The organism is Pseudoalteromonas sp. H71 (assembly GCF_001468485.1).
Lineage (GTDB): Bacteria > Pseudomonadota > Gammaproteobacteria > Enterobacterales > Alteromonadaceae > Pseudoalteromonas.
Genome location: NZ_LODI01000035.1, coordinates 30,293 through 57,269 on the forward strand (window position 1 = coordinate 30,293; position 26,977 = coordinate 57,269).

Genomic DNA, 26,977 nt, shown 5'->3' on the forward strand with positions numbered 1-26,977 from the left:
AAACAATCGAGTAGATTTAGAGGATGTAAATCAACCAAATATAAAAGAGGTGGGAGTTACGTGGCGATCATAATAAATAGATTGCAACATCCCTTGGCTAAAACAACCTCTCAATGAAGGGTAATCAGTTAAAAATGACAATAGAGCTCAGCTAAAGTAATGCTATTTAAGTGTTACCTTTAACATATTGTTTAGCTAAGGCCCTTAATTTTTTAACGTTAAAGGTAAAGGCTAACACTATAAAGTCAGCCTTTACTTGGATTAAAATTTTTTATTTTTCAGCTTTATAAACAATACCCGCTTTCATAACGAATGGGATTTGCTCTAATGTTGAAATGTTTTTTAATGGGTTTCCCTCTACTGCAATAATATCTGCAGCAAACCCGGTTTTTATTTGTCCGAGCGTATTTTGCATTTTTAAAAGCTTGGCACTGTTTATAGTTGCTGATTGAATGGCTTGCAGTTCAGTCATGCCAAATTCAACCATGCGTGAAAATTGCTTTGCATTATCACCATGTGGGTAGATGGCCGCATCGGTTCCAAAGACCATATTTACACCGGCTTTAACTGCTCTGCTAAAGCTATCTCTTTGTTTTTTTGAAACTTGACGTTCTTTATTTAAGTTTTCTTCGTCTACACCATTTTGTTCGCCAAAGCTTAATGTATATTCTGTGTTGTATATGTCCATTGAAAGCCAAGTCCCATGCTTTTTAGCCAAGGCAATGGCTTCATCGTCTAAAAAGCTTGCGTGTTCTACGCTGTCAACGCCTGCAATAATGGCTGTTTTAATCCCACTTGTACCATGTGCATGAGCAGCAACAGGAAGGTCGCGCATGTGTGCTTCTTCAACAATGGCCTTCATTTCTTCAAGTGAGTATTGTTGTACTCCTACTTTTGTGCCCTTTGAAAATACACCGCCTGTTGCGCAAAACTTTATAGCATTGGCTCCATACTTTATATTTTCACGCACTTTTGTCCTTACGGCCCATGGCCCATCGGCTACGCCGGTTGAGGTATATTTTAACTCAGGCGGTAAGCGGTTATTGTCACAATGCCCGCCTGTTATACCAAGAGATGGACCTGCAGCCCAAATTCTTGGGCCTATAATATCACCTGCATTAATACCGTCACGCACCGCAATAACACTATAACCATCTGCGCCAACATTTCTCACAGTGGTAAAACCGGCTTCGAGCGTTTTTTTAGCAAAATAGGCCGATTTAACGGCCATGCGTGGGATTGACTGACCTAACCGCTCACTACGTGAAACAGTAGGATCACTTGTTAAATGCACATGCATATCCATTAAGCCAGGCACTAATGTTAACTGCGGTAGATTTATATGTTCATCACTTTTGCCAAGTTGCGGCTTTTTGTTGCGTTCTATCGAGGTGATCACGCCGTTATCAACAGTAATAAGAGGGGATTGAATAAGTGTGCCATTTTCTACATCTAACATGGACTTTGCAGAAATGTAGGTGACTGCTTGGGTGGGTAAACTACTCAAACTTAATATTGCGACTGAGGCTGATAACAAGTGCTTTTTCATTTTTTAATTCTTTTATATGACATTAAAGTTGTTTTGACTTTACCAAGCTTAAGTAAAAGTGCAATAAAATAACGACTAAGTTACTACTTTATTTAGCTTAATTTAAAGCTCATAATCGGCTTGTATTTTTTAAAAGGATTAACATGAAATTATTAAAATTAGCACTTGTGGCTACATCAGTGATAGGTGCTTTAACGGGGTGTAGCAATACTGCGCCTCAACAAAGCAATAGTAAACCGGTTTCTTCATCTATAAATGCTGTGGTGTCAGAGCTATCTTCTAAGCAACAACTTGATGTGCTAGTTAACCAATATTATGAAGAGTCACTCACGTTTGCACCAATTCGTGCTACATACAGCGGAAAAAATGAATTTAATGATGTATTCACGCCTGAGATCTCAGTTTTAAACCGTGATAAGAAAGCGGCTTTTTATAAAAAGTATCAACAACGCCTTGGCAACATTGATTCCGAGCAGTTAACAGGGCAAGCGCTATTAAGTTATGAAATTTTAAAGCGCGACTTAGCACTTAATTTAGAAGGAATGCAGTTTCCTAGTTATCTTTTGCCAATAAATCAAATGTCGGGTGCGCATAATATTTTTGCGGGCTTTGGCTCTGGCCAAAGTGCACAACCTTTCAAAACTATGAACGATTACGCTAATTTCATAAAACGTAGTGGTGGGTTTGTTAAGTGGCTTAAAAGTGTTGAGCTTTCTATGGCTGAAGGTATAAAACAAAATATTGTTTTACCTTCTCCACTTGCCAAAAAATTAGCGCCACAATTTAGTGCGCATGTTGTCAATAAGGCTGAAGACTCACTGTTTTGGGGGCCTATCAACAATTTACCAGACTCGTTTACAGCAGAGCAAAAACAAGAAATAACAGCCCAATACCGTGATTTGATCATGACGCAATTAGTCCCAGCTTATCAAAGCATGCACACATTTTTAATTAATGACTATATTCCTAATAGTCGTGCTTCAGTAGGCTACAGCGATTTTACCAATGGTAAAGCTTGGTACGAATATCAAATAAAGAAAAACACAACACTTAGACTGTCTGCCGATGAAATTCATGATATAGGTTTAAGTGAAGTATCTCGTATTTTAAGTGAAATGAAACAGGTCAAACAAACAGTCGGCTTTGATGGCGATTTACCTGCATTTTTTACTCATTTACGTGATTCTGATGAGTTTTACTTTAATACCGCTGAAGAGCTTGTTGAAGCGTACGAAAACGTTAAGAAAAAAATAGATGCTAAAGTACCGCTGTTATTTGATGTTGCGCCTAAAGCCCCTTACGTTGTTAAACCAGTTGAAGCGTACCGTGCGCAATCTGCGGCAGGTGCTTCTTATGCTGCTCCAGCCCCAGACGGTTCTCGCCCAGGTATTTTTTATATTAATACATTTAATTTAAAAGCACAGCCTAAGTTTTTGCTTGAAACACTCTCCATTCATGAAGCGGCGCCGGGTCATCACTTTCAAATTGCTCTTCAACAAGAAATTGACGGCTTACCTGATTTTCGTAAATTTGGAGGGTATACGGTTTTTGCTGAAGGGTGGGCGCTTTACGCTGAAAGCTTAGGAAAAGAGCTTGGTTTATTTACCGACCCGTATATGTGGTACGGGCGTTTAGCCGACGAGCAATTACGAGCTATGCGCTTAGTACTTGACACCGGTTTTCATGCAAAAGGATGGACACGCGAGCAAGGTATACAATATATGCTTGCCAACTCTTCAATGGCTAAAAGTGATGTTGTTGCAGAGGTTGAGCGTTATATTGCGTGGCCCGGGCAAGCTCTCTCATACAAATTAGGGGAGTTTAAAATTAAAGAACTTCGCGATTATTGTAAAAAAGAGTTAGGAAACCGGTTTGACATTAAGGCGTTCCACACGCAAATATTAATAGATGGCGCATTACCAATGCCTATTTTAGAGAAAAAAATTAAACGTTGGGTGCAGTCGCAGCAATAAACTACGCGCAAAGCGAGTATCGTTTTAAGGTATTGGCTTTGCGCCATTTAATGCATTGCGGTAGAATGCGCGCTCTAAAAGGGGCGTGAGTAAACTATGTTTGATCAACAGTTAGCAAATACACAATTTTGGCTTAAAAAAAGCCTGAGCGAAATGAGCCAAAGTGAATGGGAAGCTATTTGTGATGGCTGTGGTAAGTGTTGTTTAAATACATTTATAGATAGTGAAGACGAAGATGATTTTGCCCCAACCGATCAGCTACGTGAAGGTGAGCAGCTTATTTTCACTAATATTGTTTGCCAGTATCTTAATAACAATACCTGTGGGTGTAGTGAATACGAAAACCGACAAACTTTGGTGCCCTCTTGTGTAAAACTTACTAAAGAAAACCTTAAAGATATATTTTTTATGCCGCAAAGCTGCAGTTACCGACGTTTACACGAAGGACGAGGCCTTGCATCGTGGCATCCGCTAGTGAATAACGGCGATAAAAGTCACATGCACGAACTCGGTATTTCAGTGAAAGACAAAACAGTGAAAGACTGTGATGTAAAATTAGATGACTTTGATTTATATATTGCAGAATGGCCAACAAAGGATTGCGATTAATGAGTAAGTTACAAGCAAGTATTGGCTTAATAAACCCAAAAAGTCCCACCAACGTTGGCGGCGTTTTGCGAGCTGCAGGGTGTTACGATGCAAATCAGGTTTACTTTACGGGTAATCGTTATCTTAACGCAAAAAAGTTTCATACCGACACTAAAAATGTGGTTGAGCGTATTCCATTAACACCTACGGATTGTTTGGAACAATGTAAACCGCAAGGAGCTACTGTCGTTGTTATTGAGCTCATTGAGGGGGCGACCCCTTTACCCGAGTTTGAGCACCCAGAAAATGCATTTTATGTATTTGGCCCTGAAGATGGCTCAGTTTCAAAAGACGTACTAAAGTGGTGCGACGAAGTCGTGTATATACCGACCATTGGCTGTATGAACCTTGCAGCAACCTGTAATGTCGTGCTTTATGATAGGCTTGCTAAATTAGGTGGCGTTAAAAGTAGTGATGACACCATAATAAGCTCGCGCGATACCAACAACAAAATGAAATGGGTAAAGCCAGCTTAATACCTTCCTTTAAACGCCAATAAACCTTATTAATTGGCGTTTAAACTTTGTATAAATTCCCCTTTTAACGCTTACTTAGAGTCATTTTAATTAAATTTTATTTCACTGCTAGTATGTGAACTACACTTAACTAAATAAATTTTTGATAATTTTAATATGTATATTGTTATTATTTTATTAGCGTTAGTTAGTTGTTTTAGTGCTGCAAGCACATCAGTGAGTTATCTTAACAAAAGCATACTTACCACTGTTGAGGGTCAGCGTTATAAGTCAGGAGTATTATATAAATCACCTAACAATAAGCGTACTTTGCATATTGCTACTTTGAACTGGCCGCCTTACATAAGCGATAGCCTTTGCAATAAAGGTTGGGTTTATCATTTTGCTGTTGCTTTACTAAATAGCCGAGGTTATGACGTTTATATCGAGTTTTTACCTTGGGCGAGAGCTGTACGAAATGTCGAAATAGGGAAAGCCGATATTTTAATGCCTGAATATTTTATAGAAGACACAGCCCCTTCTGACTTTGTTGAAAACAAAACCAGACGAGAGTTATTAGGTATTTCAAATACATTTAAAGGTGGGAATATTGCTTTTTTAAAACGTAAAAACTCACCGGGTATTTTTACAGGCAACTTAAATTCGTTAAAAGGTGCAAAAATTGGCGTTGTTAGAGGGTATCAAAATACCCCTGAGTTTGATGCAATGATGGATAACAATGAATTTAGTGTTATAGGTGCTGTAGATGACCTACAACTAGTACAGCTACTCGCTGCAGAACGTGTGGATCTTATTATTGGCGATCCAGTTGTATTGGCGCATTCAGTCAAATACTCAACATTGAATGACAATGCTAAATCAAAGTTGCTTAATTTTATAGAGCAAGATGGCAAGCCACTTCGTTATAACCCATTGTATTTTGCCATTAGTAAGCAAACACCTAATTGGCGTGAAGTTCTTGAAGATATAAACCAGGCTTTATATCACTTTAATAATAGCGGCGAAACTAAGCGATTAATTGATGTAATTTCAGCTGAGTGTCCGAGCACAAGTTTGAATTGAATTGGAACGTTCTTAATTTGGTGTGGTAAAAAAACTTATTAACAATGTAGAATCAGTTTAACTTGTTAATGGAGTGAAAATAAAAATGAGCACACTGAACACTAATCAACCCTATGGCGTGAATGAACAGCAAAAAAATAATTATCTGTTTCCTTTGACTGCCATGACTACCTTATTCTTTTTATGGGGATTTATAACCGTTTTAAACGACGTGCTTATTCCTAGATTAAAAGGTGTATTTGATCTCACATATTTTGAAGCAATGCTGGTGCAGTTTTGCTTTTTTGGTGCCTATTTCATTGTATCTATCCCTGCTGGTATTTTAGTTAAACAACTAGGCTATAAAAAAGGAATATTAACGGGGCTCATTGTTGCCTCTATTGGTTGTATGCTTTTTTACCCTGCCGTAGTGGTTCATGAATATTGGTTGTTTTTAGGCGCATTGTTTGTACTTGCTGCAGGTATAACGGTGTTACAGGTGTCTGCCAACCCATACGTAGCGGCTCTTGGTCCTGACAAAACCGCCTCTTCACGATTAAATTTAGCACAAGCGCTTAATGCACTGGGCACTACAGTAGGGCCTTATGTAGGAGGGATTCTATTTTTCGGAACGGCAGGCACATTAGCAGCATCTGCTGCATCTGCAGAATCAGTAAAAGCACCTTACCTAATGCTAGCTGCGGCACTTTTACTTATTGCTATTGTGTTTGCATTTATTAAGTTACCAGAAATAGAAGCCCACAAAGAAGACAGCACTGATACCGAAACGCGCTCATTAATGCAAGCACCGCATTTAACCATGGGGGTTATTGCTATTTTTTGTTATGTAGGTGGCGAAGTGGCCATCGGTAGTTTTTTAGTTAACTATTTTGGTGAAGCACACATTGCCGGGCTTGAAGAGCATGCAGCCGCTGCACTAATTAGTTATTACTGGGGTGGCGCTATGGTAGGGCGTTTTATTGGCTCTGCTTTATTACAAAAAATTGCGCCCTCTAAGGCTATTGCTTTTAATGCGATAAGTGTTATTGCTCTGTTATTAATCACTATCTTTACACAAGGTGACGTGGCTTTATATTCAGTACTGGCAATTGGTCTATTTAATTCAATTATGTTTCCGACTATTTTTTCTGTCGCAATTGAAAAATTAGGCGCGCTAACAAGTAAAGGCTCTGGTTGGTTATGCTTGGCTATCGTAGGTGGAGCTTTGGTTCCATTATTACAAGGATATATTGCTGATACTGTGAACATTCAAGATAGCTTTTTTGTTCCTATGCTATGTTATGTATTCATCGCTTGGTATGGTTTAAATGTCGTTCGTTTAGCTAAAAAGTGGTAAAGAGCAGGCTGTATAATAATGACTGAATACGTATTCAGTCATTATTAACCCTCATTTTAACTGGAACATTCCAAAATGAGTTCTTATCTAAAAATAAATATGTAAAATTAATTACTTAAAATTTACAATCAAATTTACCTAATCCTTTTTTATTGTTTTTAAGTGGTATTTTCGTAAAAAGCGAAAATTGCTAAGACAATCCTCCCAATATTTGCTAAAACTAAACTGCTAAAAATTAAAAATTAAAAAATAAAGGGCATTTATGTTTGGGGCACTTAAGTTCACAACAAAAGTTACAATAGCAGCGTCAGTAGTACTTGTTTTGGTGTTAGGCTTATTTACCGTAAATAACTACACCACTTTAAAAAACCAAACACAAACGCAACTTGCTTTGGTGCTTCAACAAAACTCAGAGTCAGTGTCGCAAAACATTGCAAGCTGGCTAAATGCCAAACTATCAATCGTCAATGCGTTTGCCCAAACGCACAAACCATCTGATTCAAACACATTGACGCTTTCTCAATTAAATACGGCTGAATTAGCAGGTGACTTTAAAAATACTTATATAGGCCAATCAAACGGTAATTTTATTTTAAACGACCAAACAGTAGTTTTACCTCCTGATTTTGATGCGACGTCGCGCCCCTGGTATAAATTGGTTGAAAATAAAACCAACACCGCTTTTACAACTCCTTATATAGACGTAACAACCAATGAGCTAACTATATCTGCCGTTGTGCCTATAAACCACAATGATCGCTTTGTTGGGGTTGCAGGCGCTGATATAGACATGCAAACGGTCACAGACATTATTAACGACATTGACTTTTTAGGGTTAGGCTACGGCTTTTTGCTCGATGACAACGGTCAAATATTAAGCCACCAGCAAAGCAGCTTTAATTTAAAAAATATTTCAGCGCTTTTTGGCACTAAGCCACCTCTGAGTAGCGAGTTTGTTGAATATAAAATTGCAGGCGAAACTAAATTGGTTTCGTTTAATAAAATCAGTGGAATCGAAAATGTAAATTGGTATTTAGGGGTTGTTATAGATCAACAAAAAGCATTTGAGAGTGTATCCAGTTTTGGTAAAACAGCATTTATATATTTAATTGTAGGTACGATAGTCATTGTAATTTTAATGCAATTTTTGCTTCGTTACTTAATGCGCCCAATGAATAGGTTAAATGATGCTATTAAAGATATTTCTCAAGGAGAGGGCGATTTAACACGTCGTTTAGAAATAGAAAATGACGATGAGTTTGGTGAGTTAAGTCATTCATTTAATGTGTTTATCGAAAAAATTCAATCTTCAATAGGGCAAGTTAAAGATACAACTGTCCTTCTTGATGGTGTTATAGCAAGCCTTCTAACGCAAACGCATTCATCACTTGCTATGTATGACGATCAAAGTATGCGTACTGATAGCGTTGCAGCTGCAATTAATCAATTTACAGGGATGACATCAGATATATTCAATAGTGCGTCTGACGCATCAACACTTGCAAAAGATGCAAATCAACACTCGACAAAAAATCAAGAAATATTAAGTAACAACGTTGCTGGGATTCACGAACTGTCTGCCAATATAGAGCAAGCTCAACAAACTATTAATAGCTTAAATGCACATACAGAAAGCATTGGTAATGTTTTAGAAGTGATTAAAGGCGTGAGTGAACAAACCAACTTACTTGCATTGAATGCGGCTATTGAAGCAGCTCGCGCAGGTGAAGCAGGTCGAGGTTTTGCAGTAGTGGCAGATGAAGTTCGACAATTAGCTCATCGCACCAAAGAATCAACACAAGAGATAGAAGAAACAGTTATAGAATTGCAAAAAGGGTCAACTTTGGCGGTTGAGTTAATGAAAACAAGCTTGCAAGGCAGCGAAAAAAGCGTGTCAGAAGCGGATGCTGTTGGTGAATTAATGCAGCAAGTAATAGAAGATATAAAACAAATAAGCGCTGCCAATCATGTTGTTGCAGGCGCTACAGAAGAGCAAAATCAAGTTGTTAAATCACTTGATGCGGATATACAAACCATTAGCGAGTTGTCGATTCAAAGTAAAACCAACCTAAATAATACGCTAAACGAATGCACAAAACTGAGGCAACAATTCGGTGATTTAGAACAAATGGTTAAAAAGTTCAAAGTATAAATATGGAAAAGGAAACCTTGAGTAAGTCGAGCTGGCGCAATTTAATTAACATAGATAGCGTTTACAATTCTGACAGGCAGCGTCAAGCATTTTCGTTATTTGCAATGATAGCCTTCGCAATTGTTGTGTTAGTTTTTTTACTTTTAGCTAATTATGATGTTTATTCACCTATTCTCAGTGTCGCTTTGCTCGTTGCTAATATGACGATTATTGCCTGTACCGTTTACTTTTTTAAAACAGGTAAACTAGAGGTTGTATCTATAACGACCATGTCGATCATATTTATTATGTGTATTGCGCTGATATATACGGGAGGGAAAGAAAACACGGCGCTTTACTGGCTTATGTTTTACCCAGTTGTTACTTTTGCAACGTTAGGAGTAAGATTGGGGTTTTGGCTAAGTTTTAGTCTGATCCTTTGCTGTATAGCGCTTTTATATGGTCCTAATTTTGGACAAGTCGATTACGGCATTGTTGAAAAATCACGCTTTATGGCTTCGTTTAGTTTGGTATTTACGTTTTCGTTTATTGGTGAATTTTTTAGGCAAAAAAGTCACGCGTCTATTGCTGAAATCACATTGGCACAAAAAAAGGATGCGTATACCGATCAGTTAACAGGAGCTGCTAACAGACGCTTTGTTACATCTCATTTTTTTAAACTGGTTAGCGATAATCCCGATAATTATTTACCGTTCTCAATTTTACTTTTGGACTTAGACCATTTTAAATCTATTAATGATAACTATGGCCATGACAGTGGTGATACGGTATTAATTGAATTTACTAAAATGTTAGAGTCACAATTTAGCCGTGATTCAATAAAGGCGCGTTATGGTGGGGAAGAGTTTGTGGTGATATTACCTAAAGAAACAATCGAAACCGCTGAAAAAGTTGCTAATAGTTTTAGAGAAAGTGTCGCCAATACAACGCTTTTGAATGTTGACAGCAAAAACGTAGCACTTACCTGCAGCATAGGTGTAGCACAAGTTAATAAGCTAGCAGACTACAATGATGCGCTAAAACAAGCCGATCGATGCCTTTATAAAGCAAAGGAAACGGGTCGAAATAAAGTTGTCTCAGCTTTTACTTAGGAGTTGTTATGTTTCAAAGTAAGTTAATTTATATACACGATCCAATGTGTAGCTGGTGTTGGGGCTATGCGCCTACGTGGCTAAAATTAAAAGAACAGCTTGAGCACAAGATTATTGTTGAATATAAAGTGGGTGGTTTAGCACCCGATAGCCAGCAACCCATGGAAAAAGCAATGAAAGCAATGCTTGAAGAAACGTGGCATAAAATACAAAAGCAGTTAGGCACAGAGTTTAATTATGACTTTTGGCGTAATTGCGAGCCTCGTCGTTCTACTTATCCGGCTTGTAGAGCAGCTCTTATCGCGCGTAAAACCAATAAAGAAGCACAAATGATAGAAGCAATTCAGCATGCTTACTATTTAAATGCGCAAAATCCATCAGATGAAATCACGCTAGTAGAACTAGCTGAAGGAATCGGTTTTGAAAAGACTGCGTTTGCAGATGAGTTAGCGTCATTATCATTAAATAATGAATTAAGTGACGAGCTTAATTTTATAAAAACGTTGCCTATTAACGGTTTTCCTTCTTTAGTGTTAATTCATAACAACAGCTACTACCCCATTGCGGTTGATTACACAGATTGGCAAAGTACCTATGACAAAATTAGTAGCATTATTGATTAATCGCTCTTCAACAGCCTGCTAGTTTATTTATTTTTAATTTACAAAACCTCTTTAATACCAAATTATGACAGCTGTCATAAAAGCGACTTTTTTGCGCAACATCCTTGTCATCTTTTATCTATAAACTTCCTTTCATTGAATTATTCAAACCAATAAATCTCTGTTTATTGGTTTGAAATACAACCTAGCAAATCCGCTAATTAACGAGTAAAGGTGTATGCGATGAAAGGGGTTAAACCATTAATCTTAGCTGGTATTGTGGCCGCAAGTGCAGCAGTACACGCTAACGATTTAGACAAGGTTATTGATAAAAGCAGTGAAATAAATATATCAGCTGCGCAATCACAAACAAAAATAGACAAGATTGCAGATTCAATGCAAGGTCGTTTACAGCAGTTTAAAACACTCAATAAAGAAATTGATGGTTTAGCTGTATACAACGCGCAGTTAACTAAACAACTTAATAATCAGATTGAAGAAATGGAATCGCTTAACCTATCAATGGACCAGGTTTCTATTATTGAGCGCCAAATTACCCCGCTTATGATGCGAATGATCACCGGTCTTGAGCAATTTGTATCGTTAGACATTCCTTTTTTACAAGACGAACGCGCAAAGCGTTTAGCATCACTTAAAGCCATGATGGACCGTGCCGACATTACGTCTAGTGAAAAATTTCGTCGTGTACTTGAAGCTTACCAAGTAGAGGTCGATTACGGGCGCACTATTGAAGCTTACACTGCATTGCTAGATGTAAACGGTAAAGAGCGTGAAGTTGATTTTTTACGCATTGGCCGATTAGAGCTGATTTACCTAACGCGTGATGGTAAACACGCTGGTAGCTACAACACAGAGACCAAATCGTTTGAAGCTTTACCTGATTCAACAATAAGTCAAATAAATAAAGGTTTACGCATAGCGCGTAAACAACTTGCCCCAGACATGCTAACTCTGCCAGTACATGCAGCAGAATAAGAGGTTAAAAATGAAATTGTTTACTCAAATAACAAAAGTGGCGCTGTTTGCAACAAGCATTAGCTTTGCAGGTGTTAGCACTGCGGCAGAAACAATGGATCTAGATTCATTATTAAAAGCATTAGAGAGCGGTAAGTCTGCACAAAGCGAGCAAAACAAACAACGTGAACAAGAGTTCGCGTCTCGTCAAAGTGAACAAGTGCAAATGCTTAAAAACACACAAGCTAAACGTAATCAAATGCTTGTTGAATCAGAGCGACTTGAAACACAATTTGAAGAAAATGAAGTTAAACTTGCTAACTTAACCGATACCTTGTCAAAACGTATGGGGTCACTTAAAGAATTATTTGGTGTTCTACAGCAGGTAGCTGGAGACTCTAGCAATAAATTTGCAACGTCGGTTGTATCCGCTCAATTACCGGGTCGTAGTGACTTTATGGATGAGTTAGCTCAAAAAATGGGTTCAACGTCTAAACTAGCGTCAATTGAAGATATTGAAAAAGTTTGGTTTGAGCTACAACGTGAAATGACTGAACAAGGAAAAGTAAGTCGCTTTAATACAACCGTTATTATAGAGGGTGGTAATAAAGCAGAGCAAGAAGTTGTACGCGTTGGTGCGTTTAACTTAATTTCTGAGGGGCAATATTTAGAGTACAGCCCTGGGACAAATACACTGAGTGCGCTTACTCGTCAGCCAGTATCTCGTTATACCTCTACGGCTGCTGATTTACAAAATGCCAAAAGCGGTGTTGTACCGTTTGCATTAGACCCAACTGGCGGTTCTATTTTAGGCTTACTTGTTCAAGCACCTGATACATCAGAACAAGTACACCAAGGTGGTGCAGTTGGTTATGTTATTTTAGGTGTTGGCTTATTGGCTTTATTAATTGCTATTGAGCGTTTTATTTCATTGTTGCTTGTTGGCGGAAAAATTCGTCGTCAGCTAAAGGATTCGGTTGCTCGCGACGACAACCCATTAGGTCGTGTAATGAAAGTAAAAGACGACTACCCAAATGTAGCGTACGACACGCTTGAGCTTAAATTAAGTGAAGCAATTTTACGTGAAATGCCAAAAATTACCCGTAACTTAACGCTGATTAAAATCATCTCAGTGGTAGCCCCCCTGCTTGGCTTACTAGGTACCGTCACGGGCATGATCAACACATTCCAAGCTATTACATTATTTGGTACGGGCGACCCTAAACTAATGGCTGGTGGTATTTCTCAGGCACTAGTTACGACCGTACTTGGCTTAGTTGTCGCAATCCCAACTGTGTTTATTTATACATTACTAAATACACGTTCAAAAGGCTTATTGCTTATTTTACAAGAGCAAAGCGCAGGTATTATTGCAGAGCGAAGCGAGAAGGGAGAATAAACCATGGTGCTATTGATTGACTCAATCAATGCTATCCGTGATTTTCTCGACACCGGTGGCCAAGTCCTCTTGGTCATTGGAGTGTTAATCTTCGCGATGTGGTTATTGATACTCGAGCGATTTATATATTTTTTTAATGGTTTTCGTGGATATAAAAGCAGCGTTAAAGGCACATGGTCAACGCGTACCGAACGCAATAGCTGGAACGCGGAACAAATACGACAGGCTATGATTTCGCGAGCAAGTATGCGCTTGAATGCAAACCTTTCGCTTATAAATGTAATGGTGGCTTTATGTCCGCTGCTGGGCTTACTTGGCACAGTAACGGGCATGATAGAAGTGTTTGATGTAATGGCTATTACAGGTACAGGGAGTGCACGTTCAATGGCGTCAGGCGTATCTAAAGCGACAATTCCGACAATGGCGGGCATGGTCGGGGCGTTATCTGGGGTATTTGCCTCAACCTACTTACAACGTAAAGCCAAACGCGAAGTAGAACTACTTGAAGACAGCATGTTGCTAGATCACTAAATAAATTTTATGGGCGGCAAAATAAATCCCGCTCATATTAGGAGAATAAAAAATGAGAGCCCCTTTAGGTAACTTAATGCAAGAAGACGAGGCAGAAGAAATAAACATGACGCCTATGTTAGATGTTGTATTTATTATGCTTATTTTCTTTATTGTAACGGCATCGTTTGTAAAAGAAGCAGGCATTGACGTTAACCGCCCAGAAGCTGCAACTGCGGTTAAAAAAGAAAGAGCCAACATTTTAGTTGCTATTTCAGACAAAGGTGAAATTTGGATTAACAAACGCCAAATAGATGTTCGCGCTGTGCAAGCGAATATTGAACGCTTAAAAGCTGAAAACCCACAAGGTAGTGTTGTAATTCAAGCTGATAAAAAAGCGACTACCGATACGTTAATTAAAGTAATGGATGCCGCACGCGCTGCAGGTGTGTTTGATGTTTCAATTGCGGCTCAAGAAGCATAAGGGTAAGTAATGCGTTATTTAGTAGCATTAATAGTAGCCGGTGTAGTCACGTTTATGCTGTTTTTGGGCATGCAAGCGCTTATAACTGGCGGCGAAGGGGCTATGAGCGAGCCTGCAAAAGGTAATGTACTTGATTTTGTTCGTTTGAAAAAAGAAGAAAGTGTTCAAAAGAAAGAGCGTAAACCACAAAAGCCACCTACGTCAAAAGAGCCACCACCACCCATGGAGTCGCCACAAATGCAAAGTAGTGATGCCAATGCCAACGCCAATAATTTTGATTTTGGCGCAAATGTTGATGCCGATGTTAATTTGGCGGGTGGCTTAGCACTGGAAACCAGTGATGGCGAATACTTACCTATTGTAAAAGTTGCTCCGGTTTATCCGCGTCGTGCTTTATCACGTGGCATTGAAGGGTATGTAATTGTTGAATTTACTGTTACAAAGCAAGGCACAGTTCGCGACCCTCAAGTATTAAAAGCTGAGCCTGAGTCGTTATTTGACCGAGCTGCAATGGATGCAGCCCTTAAATTTAAATACAAACCTCGTGTTGTCAATGGTGAAGCTGTTGAAGTGGCGGGTGTTCAGAANAAAATATCTTTTCAAATAGGCGGATAACAGCCAATTTTTAAAGTCTGTGAGGCGATTATGAAATTACTAACTACAGCTCAATTTTTAAAAGTAACACTACTTTGTACCACTGCGATAGGCATGAGTATTGTTACACCGAGTGCACTAACGTTGTTACCTAGCGTATCTATTACAAGTGCGCAAGCGGCGCAGCAGCAAAAAACTAAACGCGTACCTGCACTACGTGAAAAAGTGTACAGCCAATTAGCGCGTGCACAAAAACTGGCAGACGACGGAGATGTTAAAGCGGGACTTGAAGCGCTAGATAGCATTAATGAACGTTCTTCAAGTATGAACTCATACGAAATAGCCATGATGCATAATTTTTATGGGTTTATTTACTACAATCAGAACGACTTACCAAAAGCGATTGCTTCTTTCGAAAAAGTAGTAGCAGAAGAGGGTATCCCTGAAACATTACGTTTAAGTACCACTTTTAGCTTGGCGCAATTGGCTATGGCAAACAGTGATTACGACAAGGTTATTGCGTTTTTAGATAGTTGGGATGAAATTAACACTCAGCCAATCCCTGAAGGGTATTACTTACTTCGCGCCCAAACGTATTATCAATTAAAAGACTATAAGCAAGGGCTTAGCTATATAACGAAAGTTATCTCATTAAGTGATGACGAAGGCAAAACGCCAAAAGAAAACTGGCTTGTGCTGCAACGCGCAATGTTTTACTCATTAAATCAAACCAATAAGGTTGTTGAAGTACTTGAACGTATGGTTAAACTTTACGCCAAACCAGAGTATTGGGTACAACTTTCAGGTATGTATGGTGAAACCGGGCAAGAGAAAAAACAATTAGCCATCATCGAGGCAGCATACCAACAAGGTTTTTTAACTTCTAGAGCTGATTTACGCCAACTTGCACAAGTTTATTTATACAATGGGCTTGCATATAAAGCGGCACAAGTAATGAGTAAAGCAATTGATAAAGGCATTGCCGAACAATCAGCTAAAAACTATGCGTTTGTCGCTGAAGCAATGATCCAAGCAAAAGAAGATGAAAAGTCGATTACTTATTTTGTAAAGGCGGCTGATTTATCAGAGCATGGTAAATATGACCAACGTTTAGCTGAAGTTTACGTAAACATAGAGCAATACGACGATGCTGCTGATTCAGCTCGTAAAGCCCTTGATAAAGGCGGCCTTGATTTTGAATCAAATGCATTTGTTGCTTTAGGGATGGCGCAGTACAACCTACAAAATTTTGATGCGTCTATATTAGCGTTTGAACAAGCTGAAAAACACAAAAAATCTCAACGTTTAGCACAACAGTGGATCAAGTATGTAAAGCGTGAAAAAGTGCATGCAGAAACCCTAAAAACTGCGCTGCTTTAAATTTAAAACAACCAAACGCCAAAATTTTTGGTGTGTAATACCTATTTCATAATCGCACTACGCAAGCCGACTCAATAATAATTGAGTCGGCTTTTTTATTGTTTCTACAATTAAGTTGTTGAATTTTAATAATATAGTTTTGTCATGTTATGTTTATTAAAGTGTAACTCCAGTGTCATATAGCTCCCGTAAGGTAAGCCCTGCTGATAACTCAAGTGACCTTAGCGCATTACTCAGTGCTTTAAAGTGACTTGAGTTTTTATAAAGCGCTAACAAAATAATTAAATACTTTAACGGAGTGAACAATGAAATTATCTGACTTATTCAAAGTTAGTTTGATTGCAACTGCAGTATCTTTAGCGGGTTGTGGTGGTGACTTAGTAGTATCTGAAGGCGACACAACAATTAATGAAGGCGATACAATAACAAACGTTGTTGAAGGCGGCTCAGACACAGGCGGTGAAACGTCATCTCGCGATGACTCACAAAACGGCACAACTGGTTTTCCTACCACTATTGATAACGCATTTGTTCAAGGTTTAGCTACTGATGTTTCTAGCGAATTTCCGGCAATTACAGACAAGCCAGTATATCGTCTAACAGCAGATACAACGTTCACTACTGATGCAACATTTACAAATGATGCACATTGGATTTTAAATGGTCGTACAGCGGTAGGTAATGACCGTGCAGATAACGCAAAGCTATACATTCAGCAAGGTACAACAATTATTGGTGAATCAGGGGATGACTTTTTAGTTGTTCGTCGTGGTTCACAACTTGAGTCGGTTGGTACTGTAAGCCAGCCAATAACAATGACCTCAATTCAAGATGTAACAGGCGGCGAAACAGCCATTGGTCAATGGGGTGGTTTAGTATTATTAGGTAATGCACCTGCCAATTCATGTGGCGACCAAGAAGGTGAAGCAACTGCAGATGAACTTGCTAACTGTGGTGTGTCTGCAGAAGGCGATGCAGGTCAATTTGGTGGCGATGTTGCAGACGATGATTCGGGTACATTAAAGTATTTAATCGTTAAGCAAGCGGGTAAAACATTAGGTAACGGTGATGAGCTAAACGGTATTTCGTTTGCTGGTGTCGGTTCAGCTACAACAGTTGATTACATTCAAGTACACGAAAACCTTGATGACGGTATCGAGTTTTTTGGTGGTACAGTTAATGTAAGTAATGTTGTATTAACCAGTATTGGTGATGATTCACTTGATTGGTCGTTCGGTTGGACAGGCTCTGCAACAAACGTATACATTCAGCAAGCTGCAAACGTGGGTGATAACGCAATTGAAGCTGACAACTCTGAGTTTGATTCAAACGCTACACCATTAACTATGCCTACAGTATCTAATGTAACAATTGTAGGTGCAGAAGGTAATAATGGTATTCGCTTGCGTGCAGGAACTGCAGGCGCATTAAGCAATGTATTCGTAACTGGTCCCGCTACTTACGAAAATTGTTTACGTGTGGGCTCTGACTCTGTACCTCGCGCAGAAGACGGCACACTGACTATTACTAATTCAATTGTTGCATGTCAAACAACGGCTAACAATTTTGGCAGTGAAGCGATTAATGGCGGCGATGTTAAATCGTGGTTTGAGTCGCAAGACGGCAACCAAACACTAACTCCAGCAGACTTAATGCTTGACGATAATGGTTACACACCACTTCCAGGTTCACCGCTTATTGCGAATGGACAAATTGGTGCATTTAATGGCACAACCAATTGGATGGAAGGATGGACTGTAGGTATTAATGGTGGCTTCCCAACAGATATTTCAAATGCATTGGAGCAGGGTTTAGCGACTAATGTATCAAGTGAATTTCCACAAATTACCTATAAGCCTGTTTACCGATTAACTGAAGATACTACATTTACAGCCGATGTAACGCTTACAAACGATGCTCATTGGATTTTAAATGGTCGAACTGCGGTAGGTAACGATCGTGCAGATGAAACAACGCTTTACGTTCAAGCGGGTACTACGCTAATTGGTGAAACAGGTGATGACTTTTTAGTTGTGCGTCGTGGTTCGCAAATTAACGCAAATGGTAATGCAACAGCGCCTATTACCATGACATCTATTCAAGATGTAACGGGTGGTGAAACAAATATTGGTCAATGGGGTGGTTTAGTATTACTTGGTAATGCACCTGCTAACTCATGTGGCGACCAGCAAGGTGAAACAACACCAGAAGAGCTCGCTAACTGTGGTGTATCGGCAGAAGGTGATGCCGGTCAGTTTGGTGGTGATATCAGCGATGATAACTCAGGTGTTCTTCGTTACATTGTTGTAAAACATGCTGGTAAAACGCTAGGTAATGGTGATGAACTAAACGGTATTTCGTTTGCGGGCGTGGGCTCACAAACTAAAGTTGAATATATTCAGGTTCATCAAAATCTAGATGACGGTGTAGAGTTCTTTGGTGGTAGCGTTAATGTACGTAACATTGTACTGACTGATATTGGTGATGATGCATTTGACTGGTCGTTTGGTTGGACAGGTCGTGCACAAAACATCTACATTCAACAAAGTGCTGTTGAGGGCGATAACGCCATTGAAGCTGATAACTCTGAGTTTGATTCAAATGCAACGCCTTTGACTAAGCCACTTATTTCTAACGTCACTATTGTAGGTGCCGATGGTACTAACGGTGTTCGTTTACGTGCAGGTACAGCGGGTGTGCTTCGCAATGTTGTTATCACTGGCCCAGATGGATATTCAAACTGTTTACGTGTAGGTTCTGACTCGGTAGCTAATGCAGAGTCGGGTGAGCTTTCTATTGAGAACTCAGTAGTAGCCTGTAATGAAGATAATAACTTCGGTAGCGAAGCGATTGCTGGTGGCAACGTTCAATCGTGGTTTGAAGGCCAAACGGGCAACCAAACACTCACCGCTGCAAGCTTAAGCTTAGCAACAGATGGATTTACACCTAAGTCTAGTTCACCTTTACTAGGCGCAGGTGTTGATACCTCTGACCTTGATTCGTTCTTCACTAAAACCGATTACATTGGTGCGTTTGATGGCGATAACAACTGGATGGAAGGGTGGACCGTTGCTATTAAACCTAGCTTTCCAACTGATATCCAAAACGCATTAGAACAAGGCCTTGCAACAGATGTCTCTGCTAGTTTCCCAGCTATTACCGATAAGCCAGTTTATCAGTTAAATTCTGATGTGGTATTTACCGCTGATGTGACACTAACAAACGATGCGCATTGGATCTTAAAAGGACGTACAGCTGTGGGTAATGACCGCGCTGATAACACAACATTGTATGTTCAGTTTGGTACAACATTAATTGGTGAATCGGGTGATGACTTCTTAGTTGTTCGTCGTGGTTCTAAAATTGAGGCGGTAGGCACAGCAACGCAGCCAATTACCATGACGTCTATTCAAGATGTGACGGGTGGCGAAACAACAATTGGTCAATGGGGTGGCTTAGTATTATTAGGTAACGCACCGGCCAACTCTTGTGGCGACCAAGAAGGTGAAGCAACTGCGGATGAACTTGCAAATTGTGGTGTATCTGCGGAAGGTGATGCTGGCCAATTTGGTGGTAATGACCCAGAAGATAACTCAGGTACGTTAAAGTATGTTGCTGTAAAACAAGCGGGCAAAACGCTAGGTAACGGTGATGAGCTTAACGGTATATCACTGGCTGGTGTAGGTAGCCAAACAGAGCTAGATTACATCCACGTTCATGAAAACCTAGACGACGGCGTAGAGTTTTTCGGTGGTACTGCAAACATTAGCCACTTAGTGCTTACAAACATTGGTGACGATTCTCTAGATTGGTCATTTGGTTGGACGGGTAAAGCGCAATACGTACTTATTAAGCAATCAGGCTCTGAGGGCGATAACGCGATTGAAGCTGATAACTCTGAATTTGATTCAGATGCATCACCACTTACTATGCCTACTATTTCTAATGTAACCATTATTGGTGATGCAGGCGTAAACGGTATTCGCTTACGTGCAGGTACTGCCGGCATACTTAAAAACGTAGTGGTCACCGGCGGCGCAGATTACGCAAACTGTTTGCGTGTAGGTTCAGACTCAGCACCACGTGCCGAAGACGGTTCACTTAGTATTACTCACTCAGTGGTTGCGTGTGAAACAGCAAACAACTTTGGTACTCAAGCAATTGGTGATGGCAATGTTGAGTCTTGGTTCTTAGGTCAAGCTGGTAACTCAGTACAAGCTGCTGCAAGTCTTGCACTAGCGAGTAACGGTTACATGCCTTCAAGTGAGTCATTATTACTGGGTGCTGGTTTTGATTCGTCTAGCTTAGATAGTTACTTTGATAAAGTAGATTACATTGGTGCAATGGATGCACAAACAGACTGGACAGCGGGTTGGGTAAAAGTAGGTCTTTAACCTTAAACGCTTTAGGCCGGGCGAAAGCCCGGCTAATGTCTTGTTTTGTTTCGGAGTATAAAAATGAATTCTTATAAACCCTCTAAACTTGCCCTATCAACATTAAATTGCGCCGTTTTGGCTGCACTATTTGGTTGGTCGGTAAATACTGCCGCTGCTGCAGAAGCCGACATTCAAGAGCAAGAAATAGAAGAAGTGGTTGCAGTAGGGCAACGACTCAAAGGGAGCGCAGGTGCAGTACTGCAAGAACGCCAAAATCAGGCGTTTGTTGCTGATATTATGGGTGCCGACCAAATTTCACGTACCGGCGATGGTGATGCAGCATCGGCTCTTCGCCGTGTTACAGGCTTAACCTTAGTTGATGGTAAATTTATATATGTGCGTGGTTTAGGTGAGCGTTACTCAAGTACACAATTAAATAGCATGTATGTACCAAGTCCCGATCCTACCCGCTCGGTTGTACCTCTTGATTTATTTCCATCTGAAATAATCGAAAGCTTAAGTGTACAAAAATCTTTTTCACCCGACATGCCAGCGCACTTTGGTGGTGGTAATGTAAATATTCGTACTAAATCAATTCCTTCTGACTTTTTATTTAAAGTACAAGTAGGTACTGCGTACAACACATCAAATAGTGACACGGGTTACTTTTACGAAGGTGGTGATGATGACTGGATGGGGCGCGATGATGGTACGCGAGCTTTATCAGGTGTTTTTACTGATGCACTTACCAGCGACGTAGGCCTTGAAGGTAATATTAACTCTACGCTAGATGAGCGTAAAAACCTGATTCAATCGCTTGATTGGAATGTGGGTATTAGCAAGGAAGATGTTGACCCAGCTATGAGCTTTTCTGTTGCCGTGGGCGATAGATTTGAAAGCGAAATAGGTACGTTTGGTGTGCTTGGTGCTGTGTCCTATGACAACGAGTGGGAAGTTGTTCAAGAACAAAGTGGTTCAAGCTTAGGTAGTTTGGGCTGTGAGAACAAATGTTTTGCACAATATTACGATGGTACATCGACTGAACAAAATGTTCGTTGGAGCGGTACATTAAATTTAGGGTACGAACTTAATTCAAACCATAAGTTTGAGTTAACCAATATAGCTTTGCATGATATGAGCGATCGTGTTCGTAACCGTAGCTACTACGACGCTAACGAAACCGAAGAAGGTGAGACTGAACTTCGTCGTGTTGATATCAGCTATGAAGAGCGTGAAATGTTTTCTTCTCAGCTAAAAGGTACGCATAACTTTCCAGATTTAAATAACTTATTTGTTGATTGGTATGGTGGTTTAAGTCGCGCAAATCGAAACGCACCTGGTGGCTTAGATGTCGTTTTTCAACAAAACTTTAATAACGGCGTATTTGAGTCTGAGCAACTTCAAGATGTGGCTGCGACCAATATTACGCGTGAATACCAAGTACTTCACGATGACGTAGAAACGTTTGGTTGGAATATGGGGTTACCTTTTTATGGCGATGGTTACGAGCTTGAACTTAAAATTGGTGGAGATTTTTCAGAAAAAACGCGAGATGCAAGCAATGTTAAATTTGGCATAACGCACCGTGGTATAAGCGATGAGTTTACGTTTGGTAATAACATTAGCGATATTTTTGCCGATGCAAACACATCAAACGACGCCTTTTATACAAGTAGCACAGGCGCTGGTATTTTTGACGATGGTACAACTGACGGCGACAAATACAGTGCAGCGCATAAGTTAGATGCTTATTACTTTATGGCTGACTACTTTTTTGAAAATACGTGGCGTATTACTGGCGGTGTTCGCTGGGAAGATTTCAAGCAAGTATCGGTAGGGTATCAGGCACATAGCAATTTATTTGAAAATACCCTTGAAGAAATTCAAGACGTTGCGATAAACGAAAATAATTTTTTTCCATCGCTTGCTGTTACGTACATCATGGATGAAGAAATGCAGTTTCGTTTAAACGTGAGCGAAACCACCATTCGTCCTGACTTACGTGATGTAAGTACCTCGTTCTTTGTTGATCCACTAACTGAATTTTTGGTTCGTGGTTCGCCTAGCTTACAAAGCTCTGAATTAACGAATGTTGATTTTAGGTTTGAATGGTATATGCCAACGGGTAACAACCTATCGATTGCCTTATTCTATAAAGATATAGAAAACCCAATTGAAATGGTCGAGCTTGCAGGTGTTGGTGGTGCGTCACCGCAATTACTTACGGCGAATGCGCAATCGGGCAAACTTTCAGGTATTGAGGTCGACTTTTTAACAGACTTTGGTTTTATTAATAAAGATTGGTCGTCTGCATTTTTGTCGGGTAACGTAACGCTATCTGATTCGAGCGTTAATTTAGGTATAAATGACTCAGATAATGTTGATTCGTTATTTGAAGCTCAGCTTAAAGAAGCGCTAGAGGCTGATACTGTATCAAACATTGTTACTAATAATAAACGCCGTTTGGTAGGCCACTCTGAATGGGTTGCTAACTTACAAATGGGTTACGACTCAGATGATGGTTTTCATTCAACATCAGTTATTTATAACGTTTTTGGTCCGCGTATTATCGTACCCGGTACGCGTGGAAATGAAGATGCTGAAGAAAAGTCGTTCCATTCTCTTGATTTAGTTTATTCTTACTTTCCTAACTTTAACTCTAAAGTTAATTTTAAAGTGAAGAATATTTTAGGCCAAGAAAAGCAAATAGAGCAAGAAGGGTTAACGCTTTGGGGTCAAGAAACAGGCACTGAGTTTAGCTTAAGCTACAGTTACGAGTTTTAACTTTTAGCTTTATTGATTCAAACATAGTTTATTTATGTTCTTTATAGCCCTGTATTTTATACAGGGCTTTTTTATACCTTATTGATGCATGAAAAATATTTAAGTTCTATTTTATTCACTAGTTTTAGCCGTCTAGCAGTGTTAGTTTGTTAACTTGAAAATTAGATCTCACGCAATGAATTTAATTTTTAATGTATTAAGGCATTTTTTATGAACAAAACAGTGGGAAAAACAATGAAAAAAGTAGGTTTAGTCGGTTGGCGTGGCATGGTTGGCTCTGTGTTATTAGAGCGTATGAAAAAGCAAAATGATTTTGCCAACATAGACACCACTTTTTTTACCACCTCACAAGCCGGTCAACTTGGTCCTGATTTAGCCGGTGACGCAAAACCGCTACTTGATGCAAGTGATGTATCTGAACTTGCAAAAATGGACATTATTGTTACTTGTCAAGGGGGCGATTATACCAAAGCGGTTTACCCAAAACTTCGTGAGTCGGGCTGGAATGGTTACTGGATCGATGCAGCTTCTGCACTTCGTATGAGCGACGACAGCATTATTGTACTAGACCCTGTAAATAAAGATGTAATTACTCAAGGCTTAGCGCAAGGCGTTAAAACCTTTGTTGGCGGTAACTGTACGGTATCGTTAATGCTACTTGCTTTAGGTGGGTTGTTTGAGCAAGACCTTATTGAATGGGTTAGCCCAATGACTTACCAAGCGGCTTCGGGGGCGGGCGCACGCAACATGAAAGAGCTGATTGCACAAATGGGTTCTATTCATTCAAGTGTTGCCGAGCAATTAAATAACCCAAGTTCAGCTATTTTAGAAATTGATAAAATAGTTAGTGAAAAAATGGCTTCAAGTGACTTACCACAAGATCAATTTGGCGTGCCATTAGCCGGTAGCTTGATCCCATGGATTGATGTGCCAATGCCAAGTGGTCAGTCTAAAGAAGAGTGGAAGGCACAAGTTGAAGCTAACAAAATTTTAGGTTCTACCCATCAGCCTGTCCCTATTGATGGTTTATGTGTTCGCATTGGTGCTATGCGTTGTCATAGCCAAGCAATGACCATTAAATTACGCGAAGACATTAGCGTTGAAAAAATAGAAGAAATATTAGCTTCGCACAACGAGTGGGTTAAAGTTATTCCTAACGAGCGTGACATTACATCCACCGATTTAACACCGGTTAAAGTAACGGGCACATTAAGCATCCCTGTTGGGCGTATTCGTAAACTTGCAATGGGGCCTAAATATATTAGTGCTTTCACCGTGGGTGATCAGCTTCTATGGGGCGCAGCAGAACCCCTTCGTCGTATGCTTCGTATCATTGTAGACGCTGAGTAATTTCAGTTTTTTAATTTATTTATTTTATAGGGTTAGCATAGCGCTAACCCTTTTTAGTTTTTATTCCTTCCTTTCACACTTTTTTGTGACCTTTAAATAACCGTCTGTGTGGCATAGCCATTGCAAAGTTAAAATAGTATTTTGCGTGCACCTAGTAATTTAAGTACTTAACAGCTTAGTTGTGCTTATTTTTGTGTAGTTTTTACACATCGTCATGCTAATAATTACACAAATAAGGATGGTTATATGGCGTTAATTTCAAAGGTTACTCAAGCTAAATGGTTTACTACTTTTGTTTTAATCATTGTGCTTTTATTACTATTGCGCGTTGCTGCGCCCCATGCTATTCAATATTATGTTAACCAACAAATTAAACACACGCAGGGAATTACAGGCCACGTAGGTGACGTAGATTTATATTTATACCGCGGTGCGTATGCTATTGACGGCATAAAAATTTATTCAAAAGAGGATAATTTAACCCCTAAACCGCTACTTAGTGTTGCAACACTCAATTTTTCACTTTCATGGTCAGCACTTTTAAAAGGGAATTTAGTAACTAACATGCAATTTACCCATCCTGAAATTGTTGTTTACGACAAAGCCCCTAATAAAATGGAGCAAAACAAACAAGTTAAAAACGAAACAACATGGATTGGGCTTGCTAATAATTTAGTCCCTTTTTCAATTGATACATTAATTATTGATAACGGTAAGGTTTCATTAGTTAATGCCACCCGCGAGGGTGATAAACCTACTTATATTTCAAATATTAATGCTGATATTAAAAACATTACCAATGCCCAAAACCTAACTAAAACGTTAGTAACTTCTTTAAACGTTGAGGGGGATTTAATGGGCGAAGCTGCACTTTCTTTAACGGGGAAATTAGATCCATTTAGTGAAAAAGCAAACTTTGACTTTAATGTAGAGGTCCAGCGCTTTTCTGTTAAACACCTCGAAACTGTTTTTAAAGTCTATACCCCGTTTGATATTGAAGCGGGCGGAATAGATGGAGCAATGGAACTTGCTGCAAAGAACAATGTTTTAAACGGTTATGCAAAAGCTGGCGTGTATAATTTGAGTGTTTTTTCTTGGCGTGAAGATATAGAAAAAGACGATGACGGACTGTTAACCGCTATTTTTGAAGGCAGTATTGATGCTGTCAGTGCTTTACTTGAGAACGCTGAATCAGAGTTAGTTGCTGCGCGTATACCGATCGACGGCACATTAAACAATACCGACATATCAACGTTTCAGGCAGTGGTATCAGTATTAAAAAATGCGTTTTTAGACGCGTTTAAAATGGAAGTGGACGACGTGATATCGTTTGAAACAATAGAAAACACATCAGATGAATAACAGGTTAAATGAGTTTTAAGCCCCGCAAACATATTTTGTGGGGCTTAAAGTGTTACTTTTTACTCAGCAATGTTTTTAACTCTGCTATTTGCGCTTGTAACTCGTTAACTTGCCCTTTTGTTGCAGGAAGTGAGTCGTTATCAGCTTGCTCTTCTCGTGCATTTCGGTGTTCTTCACCCATTACCTCTAAAATAGCGCCAACCATCATGTTTAAAAATACAAAGGCGGTTAAAAATATAAAGGTCAGGTAGTAAATCCAGCTTAGCTCGTACACCGCCATTGTTTCGTACATTATGTCGGTCCAATCTTCAAAGGTCGCTATTCTAAATAGTGTTAGCATTGAAATAGACACATCTTGCCAAAGCACAGGGTTAATGTCGGCAAACATCATGCTGCCCATCGCTGCGTAGATGTAAAAAATAACAAACATAAGCAGTGCAATGTAGCCCATTTGTGGGATTGCTTTAAGTAACGAGTTTACTAATAATCGAAGCTCAGGGATCATCGACACTAACCTAAGCACTCTGAATATACGCAGTAAACGTGCTATTAGCATTGTAGAGCCCGCGGCGGGGTACAAGCTACCCAATACAATAATGGTGTCGAATATATTCCATCCCTTTGAAAAGAAGTCTTTTATGCCTTTACTTGCAACAAAGCGAATAATAAGTTCAATTAAAAAGAATGCGGTTATGCCAATATCCATCCAGTTAAGAGCAAGCTCAACCGTAGGATGAAGACTATAGGTATGAGCGCCTACAGTTAGGGCAGAAACAATAATGACAGCTATAACAAATGATTGAAATATCTTGCTTTTGTCTATACGCTGAAACAAAGCTTGTAACTGCGACATCATAATAAGTGGTCCTGTAAA

20 protein-coding genes are annotated in these 26,977 nt (G+C 39.5%); 18 read left to right on the top strand and 2 right to left on the bottom strand.

Features of this window, described 5'->3' with window-relative positions:
• Positions 1 to 271 precede the first annotated feature (271 nt).
• Complete coding sequence (locus tag ATS71_RS13580) at positions 272 to 1,549, bottom strand: Xaa-Pro dipeptidase (RefSeq protein WP_058405306.1); 1,278 nt, start codon at positions 1,547 to 1,549, stop codon at positions 272 to 274.
• A 143-nt stretch (positions 1,550 to 1,692) separates the two neighbouring features.
• On the opposite strand from ATS71_RS13580, the gene ATS71_RS13585 reads away from it, so the two are divergent.
• The 18 genes from ATS71_RS13585 to ATS71_RS13670 all read left to right on the top strand — a co-directional run bounded on the left by ATS71_RS13585 (position 1,693) and on the right by ATS71_RS13670 (position 26,103).
• Complete coding sequence (locus tag ATS71_RS13585; RefSeq protein ID WP_058405307.1) at positions 1,693 to 3,522, top strand: DUF885 domain-containing protein; 1,830 nt, start codon at positions 1,693 to 1,695, stop codon at positions 3,520 to 3,522.
• 96 nt (positions 3,523 to 3,618) lie between these two features.
• Positions 3,619 to 4,131 carry a YcgN family cysteine cluster protein gene (locus ATS71_RS13590; RefSeq protein WP_058405308.1) on the top strand — a complete coding sequence of 171 codons (513 nt, stop codon included), beginning with the start codon at positions 3,619 to 3,621 and terminating at the stop codon, positions 4,129 to 4,131.
• Positions 4,131 to 4,646 carry an RNA methyltransferase gene (locus tag ATS71_RS13595; RefSeq protein WP_058405309.1) on the top strand — a complete coding sequence of 172 codons (516 nt, stop codon included), beginning with the start codon at positions 4,131 to 4,133 and terminating at the stop codon, positions 4,644 to 4,646. Before ATS71_RS13590 ends, ATS71_RS13595 begins: the two co-directional genes overlap by 1 nt.
• Before the next feature lie 156 nt (positions 4,647 to 4,802).
• Complete coding sequence (locus tag ATS71_RS13600) at positions 4,803 to 5,708, top strand: substrate-binding periplasmic protein (RefSeq protein WP_058405310.1); 906 nt, start codon at positions 4,803 to 4,805, stop codon at positions 5,706 to 5,708.
• Between the two features lie 85 nt (positions 5,709 to 5,793).
• Entirely contained in the window at positions 5,794 to 7,044 is a 1,251-nt protein-coding gene (gene fucP, locus ATS71_RS13605) for an L-fucose:H+ symporter permease (protein ID WP_058405311.1), read from the top strand.
• A gap of 262 nt (positions 7,045 to 7,306) precedes the next feature.
• Complete coding sequence (locus ATS71_RS13610) at positions 7,307 to 9,196, top strand: methyl-accepting chemotaxis protein (RefSeq protein WP_058405312.1); 1,890 nt, start codon at positions 7,307 to 7,309, stop codon at positions 9,194 to 9,196.
• A 2-nt stretch (positions 9,197 to 9,198) separates the two neighbouring features.
• Positions 9,199 to 10,287 carry a GGDEF domain-containing protein gene (locus ATS71_RS13615; protein WP_058405313.1) on the top strand — a complete coding sequence of 363 codons (1,089 nt, stop codon included), beginning with the start codon at positions 9,199 to 9,201 and terminating at the stop codon, positions 10,285 to 10,287.
• An 8-nt stretch (positions 10,288 to 10,295) separates the two neighbouring features.
• A complete protein-coding gene (locus tag ATS71_RS13620) occupies positions 10,296 to 10,910 on the top strand; it encodes a DsbA family protein (RefSeq protein ID WP_058405314.1) in 615 nt (204 codons plus the stop codon).
• Between the two features lie 222 nt (positions 10,911 to 11,132).
• Complete coding sequence (locus tag ATS71_RS13625) at positions 11,133 to 11,885, top strand: DUF3450 domain-containing protein (RefSeq protein ID WP_058405315.1); 753 nt, start codon at positions 11,133 to 11,135, stop codon at positions 11,883 to 11,885.
• A 10-nt stretch (positions 11,886 to 11,895) separates the two neighbouring features.
• On the top strand, positions 11,896 to 13,263 hold the full coding sequence (locus tag ATS71_RS13630) for a MotA/TolQ/ExbB proton channel family protein (RefSeq protein ID WP_058405316.1): 1,368 nt from the start codon (positions 11,896 to 11,898) through the stop codon (positions 13,261 to 13,263).
• Positions 13,264 to 13,266: 3 nt separating this feature from the next.
• On the top strand, positions 13,267 to 13,794 hold the full coding sequence (locus tag ATS71_RS13635) for a MotA/TolQ/ExbB proton channel family protein (RefSeq protein ID WP_058405317.1): 528 nt from the start codon (positions 13,267 to 13,269) through the stop codon (positions 13,792 to 13,794).
• A gap of 52 nt (positions 13,795 to 13,846) precedes the next feature.
• Positions 13,847 to 14,257, top strand: a complete 411-nt coding sequence (locus ATS71_RS13640) for an ExbD/TolR family protein (protein WP_006793481.1) — start codon at positions 13,847 to 13,849, stop codon at positions 14,255 to 14,257.
• A 9-nt stretch (positions 14,258 to 14,266) separates the two neighbouring features.
• Positions 14,267 to 14,844: energy transducer TonB (locus ATS71_RS13645; protein ID WP_235591492.1), on the top strand; the 578-nt coding region annotated here is incomplete at its 3' end.
• A gap of 58 nt (positions 14,845 to 14,902) precedes the next feature.
• Positions 14,903 to 16,231: a CDC27 family protein gene (locus ATS71_RS13650; protein ID WP_058405319.1), complete on the top strand. Its 1,329-nt coding sequence runs from the start codon at positions 14,903 to 14,905 to the stop codon at positions 16,229 to 16,231.
• Positions 16,232 to 16,536: 305 nt separating this feature from the next.
• Positions 16,537 to 20,625 (top strand): hypothetical protein, encoded by a 4,089-nt coding sequence (locus ATS71_RS13655; RefSeq protein WP_058405320.1) that lies wholly within the window; start codon positions 16,537 to 16,539, stop codon positions 20,623 to 20,625.
• Between the two features lie 63 nt (positions 20,626 to 20,688).
• The gene (locus ATS71_RS13660; RefSeq protein WP_058405321.1) at positions 20,689 to 23,391 is read left to right on the top strand and encodes a TonB-dependent receptor domain-containing protein; all 2,703 of its coding nucleotides are present in this window, start codon (positions 20,689 to 20,691) and stop codon (positions 23,389 to 23,391) included.
• 210 nt (positions 23,392 to 23,601) lie between these two features.
• A complete protein-coding gene (gene asd, locus ATS71_RS13665; protein WP_058405322.1) occupies positions 23,602 to 24,741 on the top strand; it encodes an aspartate-semialdehyde dehydrogenase in 1,140 nt (379 codons plus the stop codon).
• A gap of 246 nt (positions 24,742 to 24,987) precedes the next feature.
• Positions 24,988 to 26,103: a DUF748 domain-containing protein gene (locus tag ATS71_RS13670; protein ID WP_058405323.1), complete on the top strand. Its 1,116-nt coding sequence runs from the start codon at positions 24,988 to 24,990 to the stop codon at positions 26,101 to 26,103.
• A gap of 52 nt (positions 26,104 to 26,155) precedes the next feature.
• Here ATS71_RS13670 and ATS71_RS13675 read toward each other — a convergent pair whose 3' ends face one another.
• Positions 26,156 to 26,959, bottom strand: a complete 804-nt coding sequence (locus ATS71_RS13675) for an ion transporter (protein WP_058405324.1) — start codon at positions 26,957 to 26,959, stop codon at positions 26,156 to 26,158.
• Between the last annotated feature and the right edge of the window lie 18 nt (positions 26,960 to 26,977).

What these genes read in the sequence shown, in the direction of transcription:
- ATS71_RS13580 (WP_058405306.1), bottom strand. Translation starts at nt 1,549, where the DNA reads ATGAAAAAGCACTTGTTATCAGCCTCAGTCGCAATATTAAGTTTGAGT.
- ATS71_RS13585 (WP_058405307.1), top strand. Translation starts at nt 1,693, where the DNA reads ATGAAATTATTAAAATTAGCACTTGTGGCTACATCAGTGATAGGTGCT.
- ATS71_RS13590 (WP_058405308.1), top strand. Translation starts at nt 3,619, where the DNA reads ATGTTTGATCAACAGTTAGCAAATACACAATTTTGGCTTAAAAAAAGC.
- ATS71_RS13595 (WP_058405309.1), top strand. Translation starts at nt 4,131, where the DNA reads ATGAGTAAGTTACAAGCAAGTATTGGCTTAATAAACCCAAAAAGTCCC.
- ATS71_RS13600 (WP_058405310.1), top strand. Translation starts at nt 4,803, where the DNA reads ATGTATATTGTTATTATTTTATTAGCGTTAGTTAGTTGTTTTAGTGCT.
- fucP (WP_058405311.1), top strand. Translation starts at nt 5,794, where the DNA reads ATGAGCACACTGAACACTAATCAACCCTATGGCGTGAATGAACAGCAA.
- ATS71_RS13610 (WP_058405312.1), top strand. Translation starts at nt 7,307, where the DNA reads ATGTTTGGGGCACTTAAGTTCACAACAAAAGTTACAATAGCAGCGTCA.
- ATS71_RS13615 (WP_058405313.1), top strand. Translation starts at nt 9,199, where the DNA reads ATGGAAAAGGAAACCTTGAGTAAGTCGAGCTGGCGCAATTTAATTAAC.
- ATS71_RS13620 (WP_058405314.1), top strand. Translation starts at nt 10,296, where the DNA reads ATGTTTCAAAGTAAGTTAATTTATATACACGATCCAATGTGTAGCTGG.
- ATS71_RS13625 (WP_058405315.1), top strand. Translation starts at nt 11,133, where the DNA reads ATGAAAGGGGTTAAACCATTAATCTTAGCTGGTATTGTGGCCGCAAGT.
- ATS71_RS13630 (WP_058405316.1), top strand. Translation starts at nt 11,896, where the DNA reads ATGAAATTGTTTACTCAAATAACAAAAGTGGCGCTGTTTGCAACAAGC.
- ATS71_RS13635 (WP_058405317.1), top strand. Translation starts at nt 13,267, where the DNA reads ATGGTGCTATTGATTGACTCAATCAATGCTATCCGTGATTTTCTCGAC.
- ATS71_RS13640 (WP_006793481.1), top strand. Translation starts at nt 13,847, where the DNA reads ATGAGAGCCCCTTTAGGTAACTTAATGCAAGAAGACGAGGCAGAAGAA.
- ATS71_RS13650 (WP_058405319.1), top strand. Translation starts at nt 14,903, where the DNA reads ATGAAATTACTAACTACAGCTCAATTTTTAAAAGTAACACTACTTTGT.
- ATS71_RS13655 (WP_058405320.1), top strand. Translation starts at nt 16,537, where the DNA reads ATGAAATTATCTGACTTATTCAAAGTTAGTTTGATTGCAACTGCAGTA.
- ATS71_RS13660 (WP_058405321.1), top strand. Translation starts at nt 20,689, where the DNA reads ATGAATTCTTATAAACCCTCTAAACTTGCCCTATCAACATTAAATTGC.
- asd (WP_058405322.1), top strand. Translation starts at nt 23,602, where the DNA reads ATGAACAAAACAGTGGGAAAAACAATGAAAAAAGTAGGTTTAGTCGGT.
- ATS71_RS13670 (WP_058405323.1), top strand. Translation starts at nt 24,988, where the DNA reads ATGGCGTTAATTTCAAAGGTTACTCAAGCTAAATGGTTTACTACTTTT.
- ATS71_RS13675 (WP_058405324.1), bottom strand. Translation starts at nt 26,959, where the DNA reads ATGATGTCGCAGTTACAAGCTTTGTTTCAGCGTATAGACAAAAGCAAG.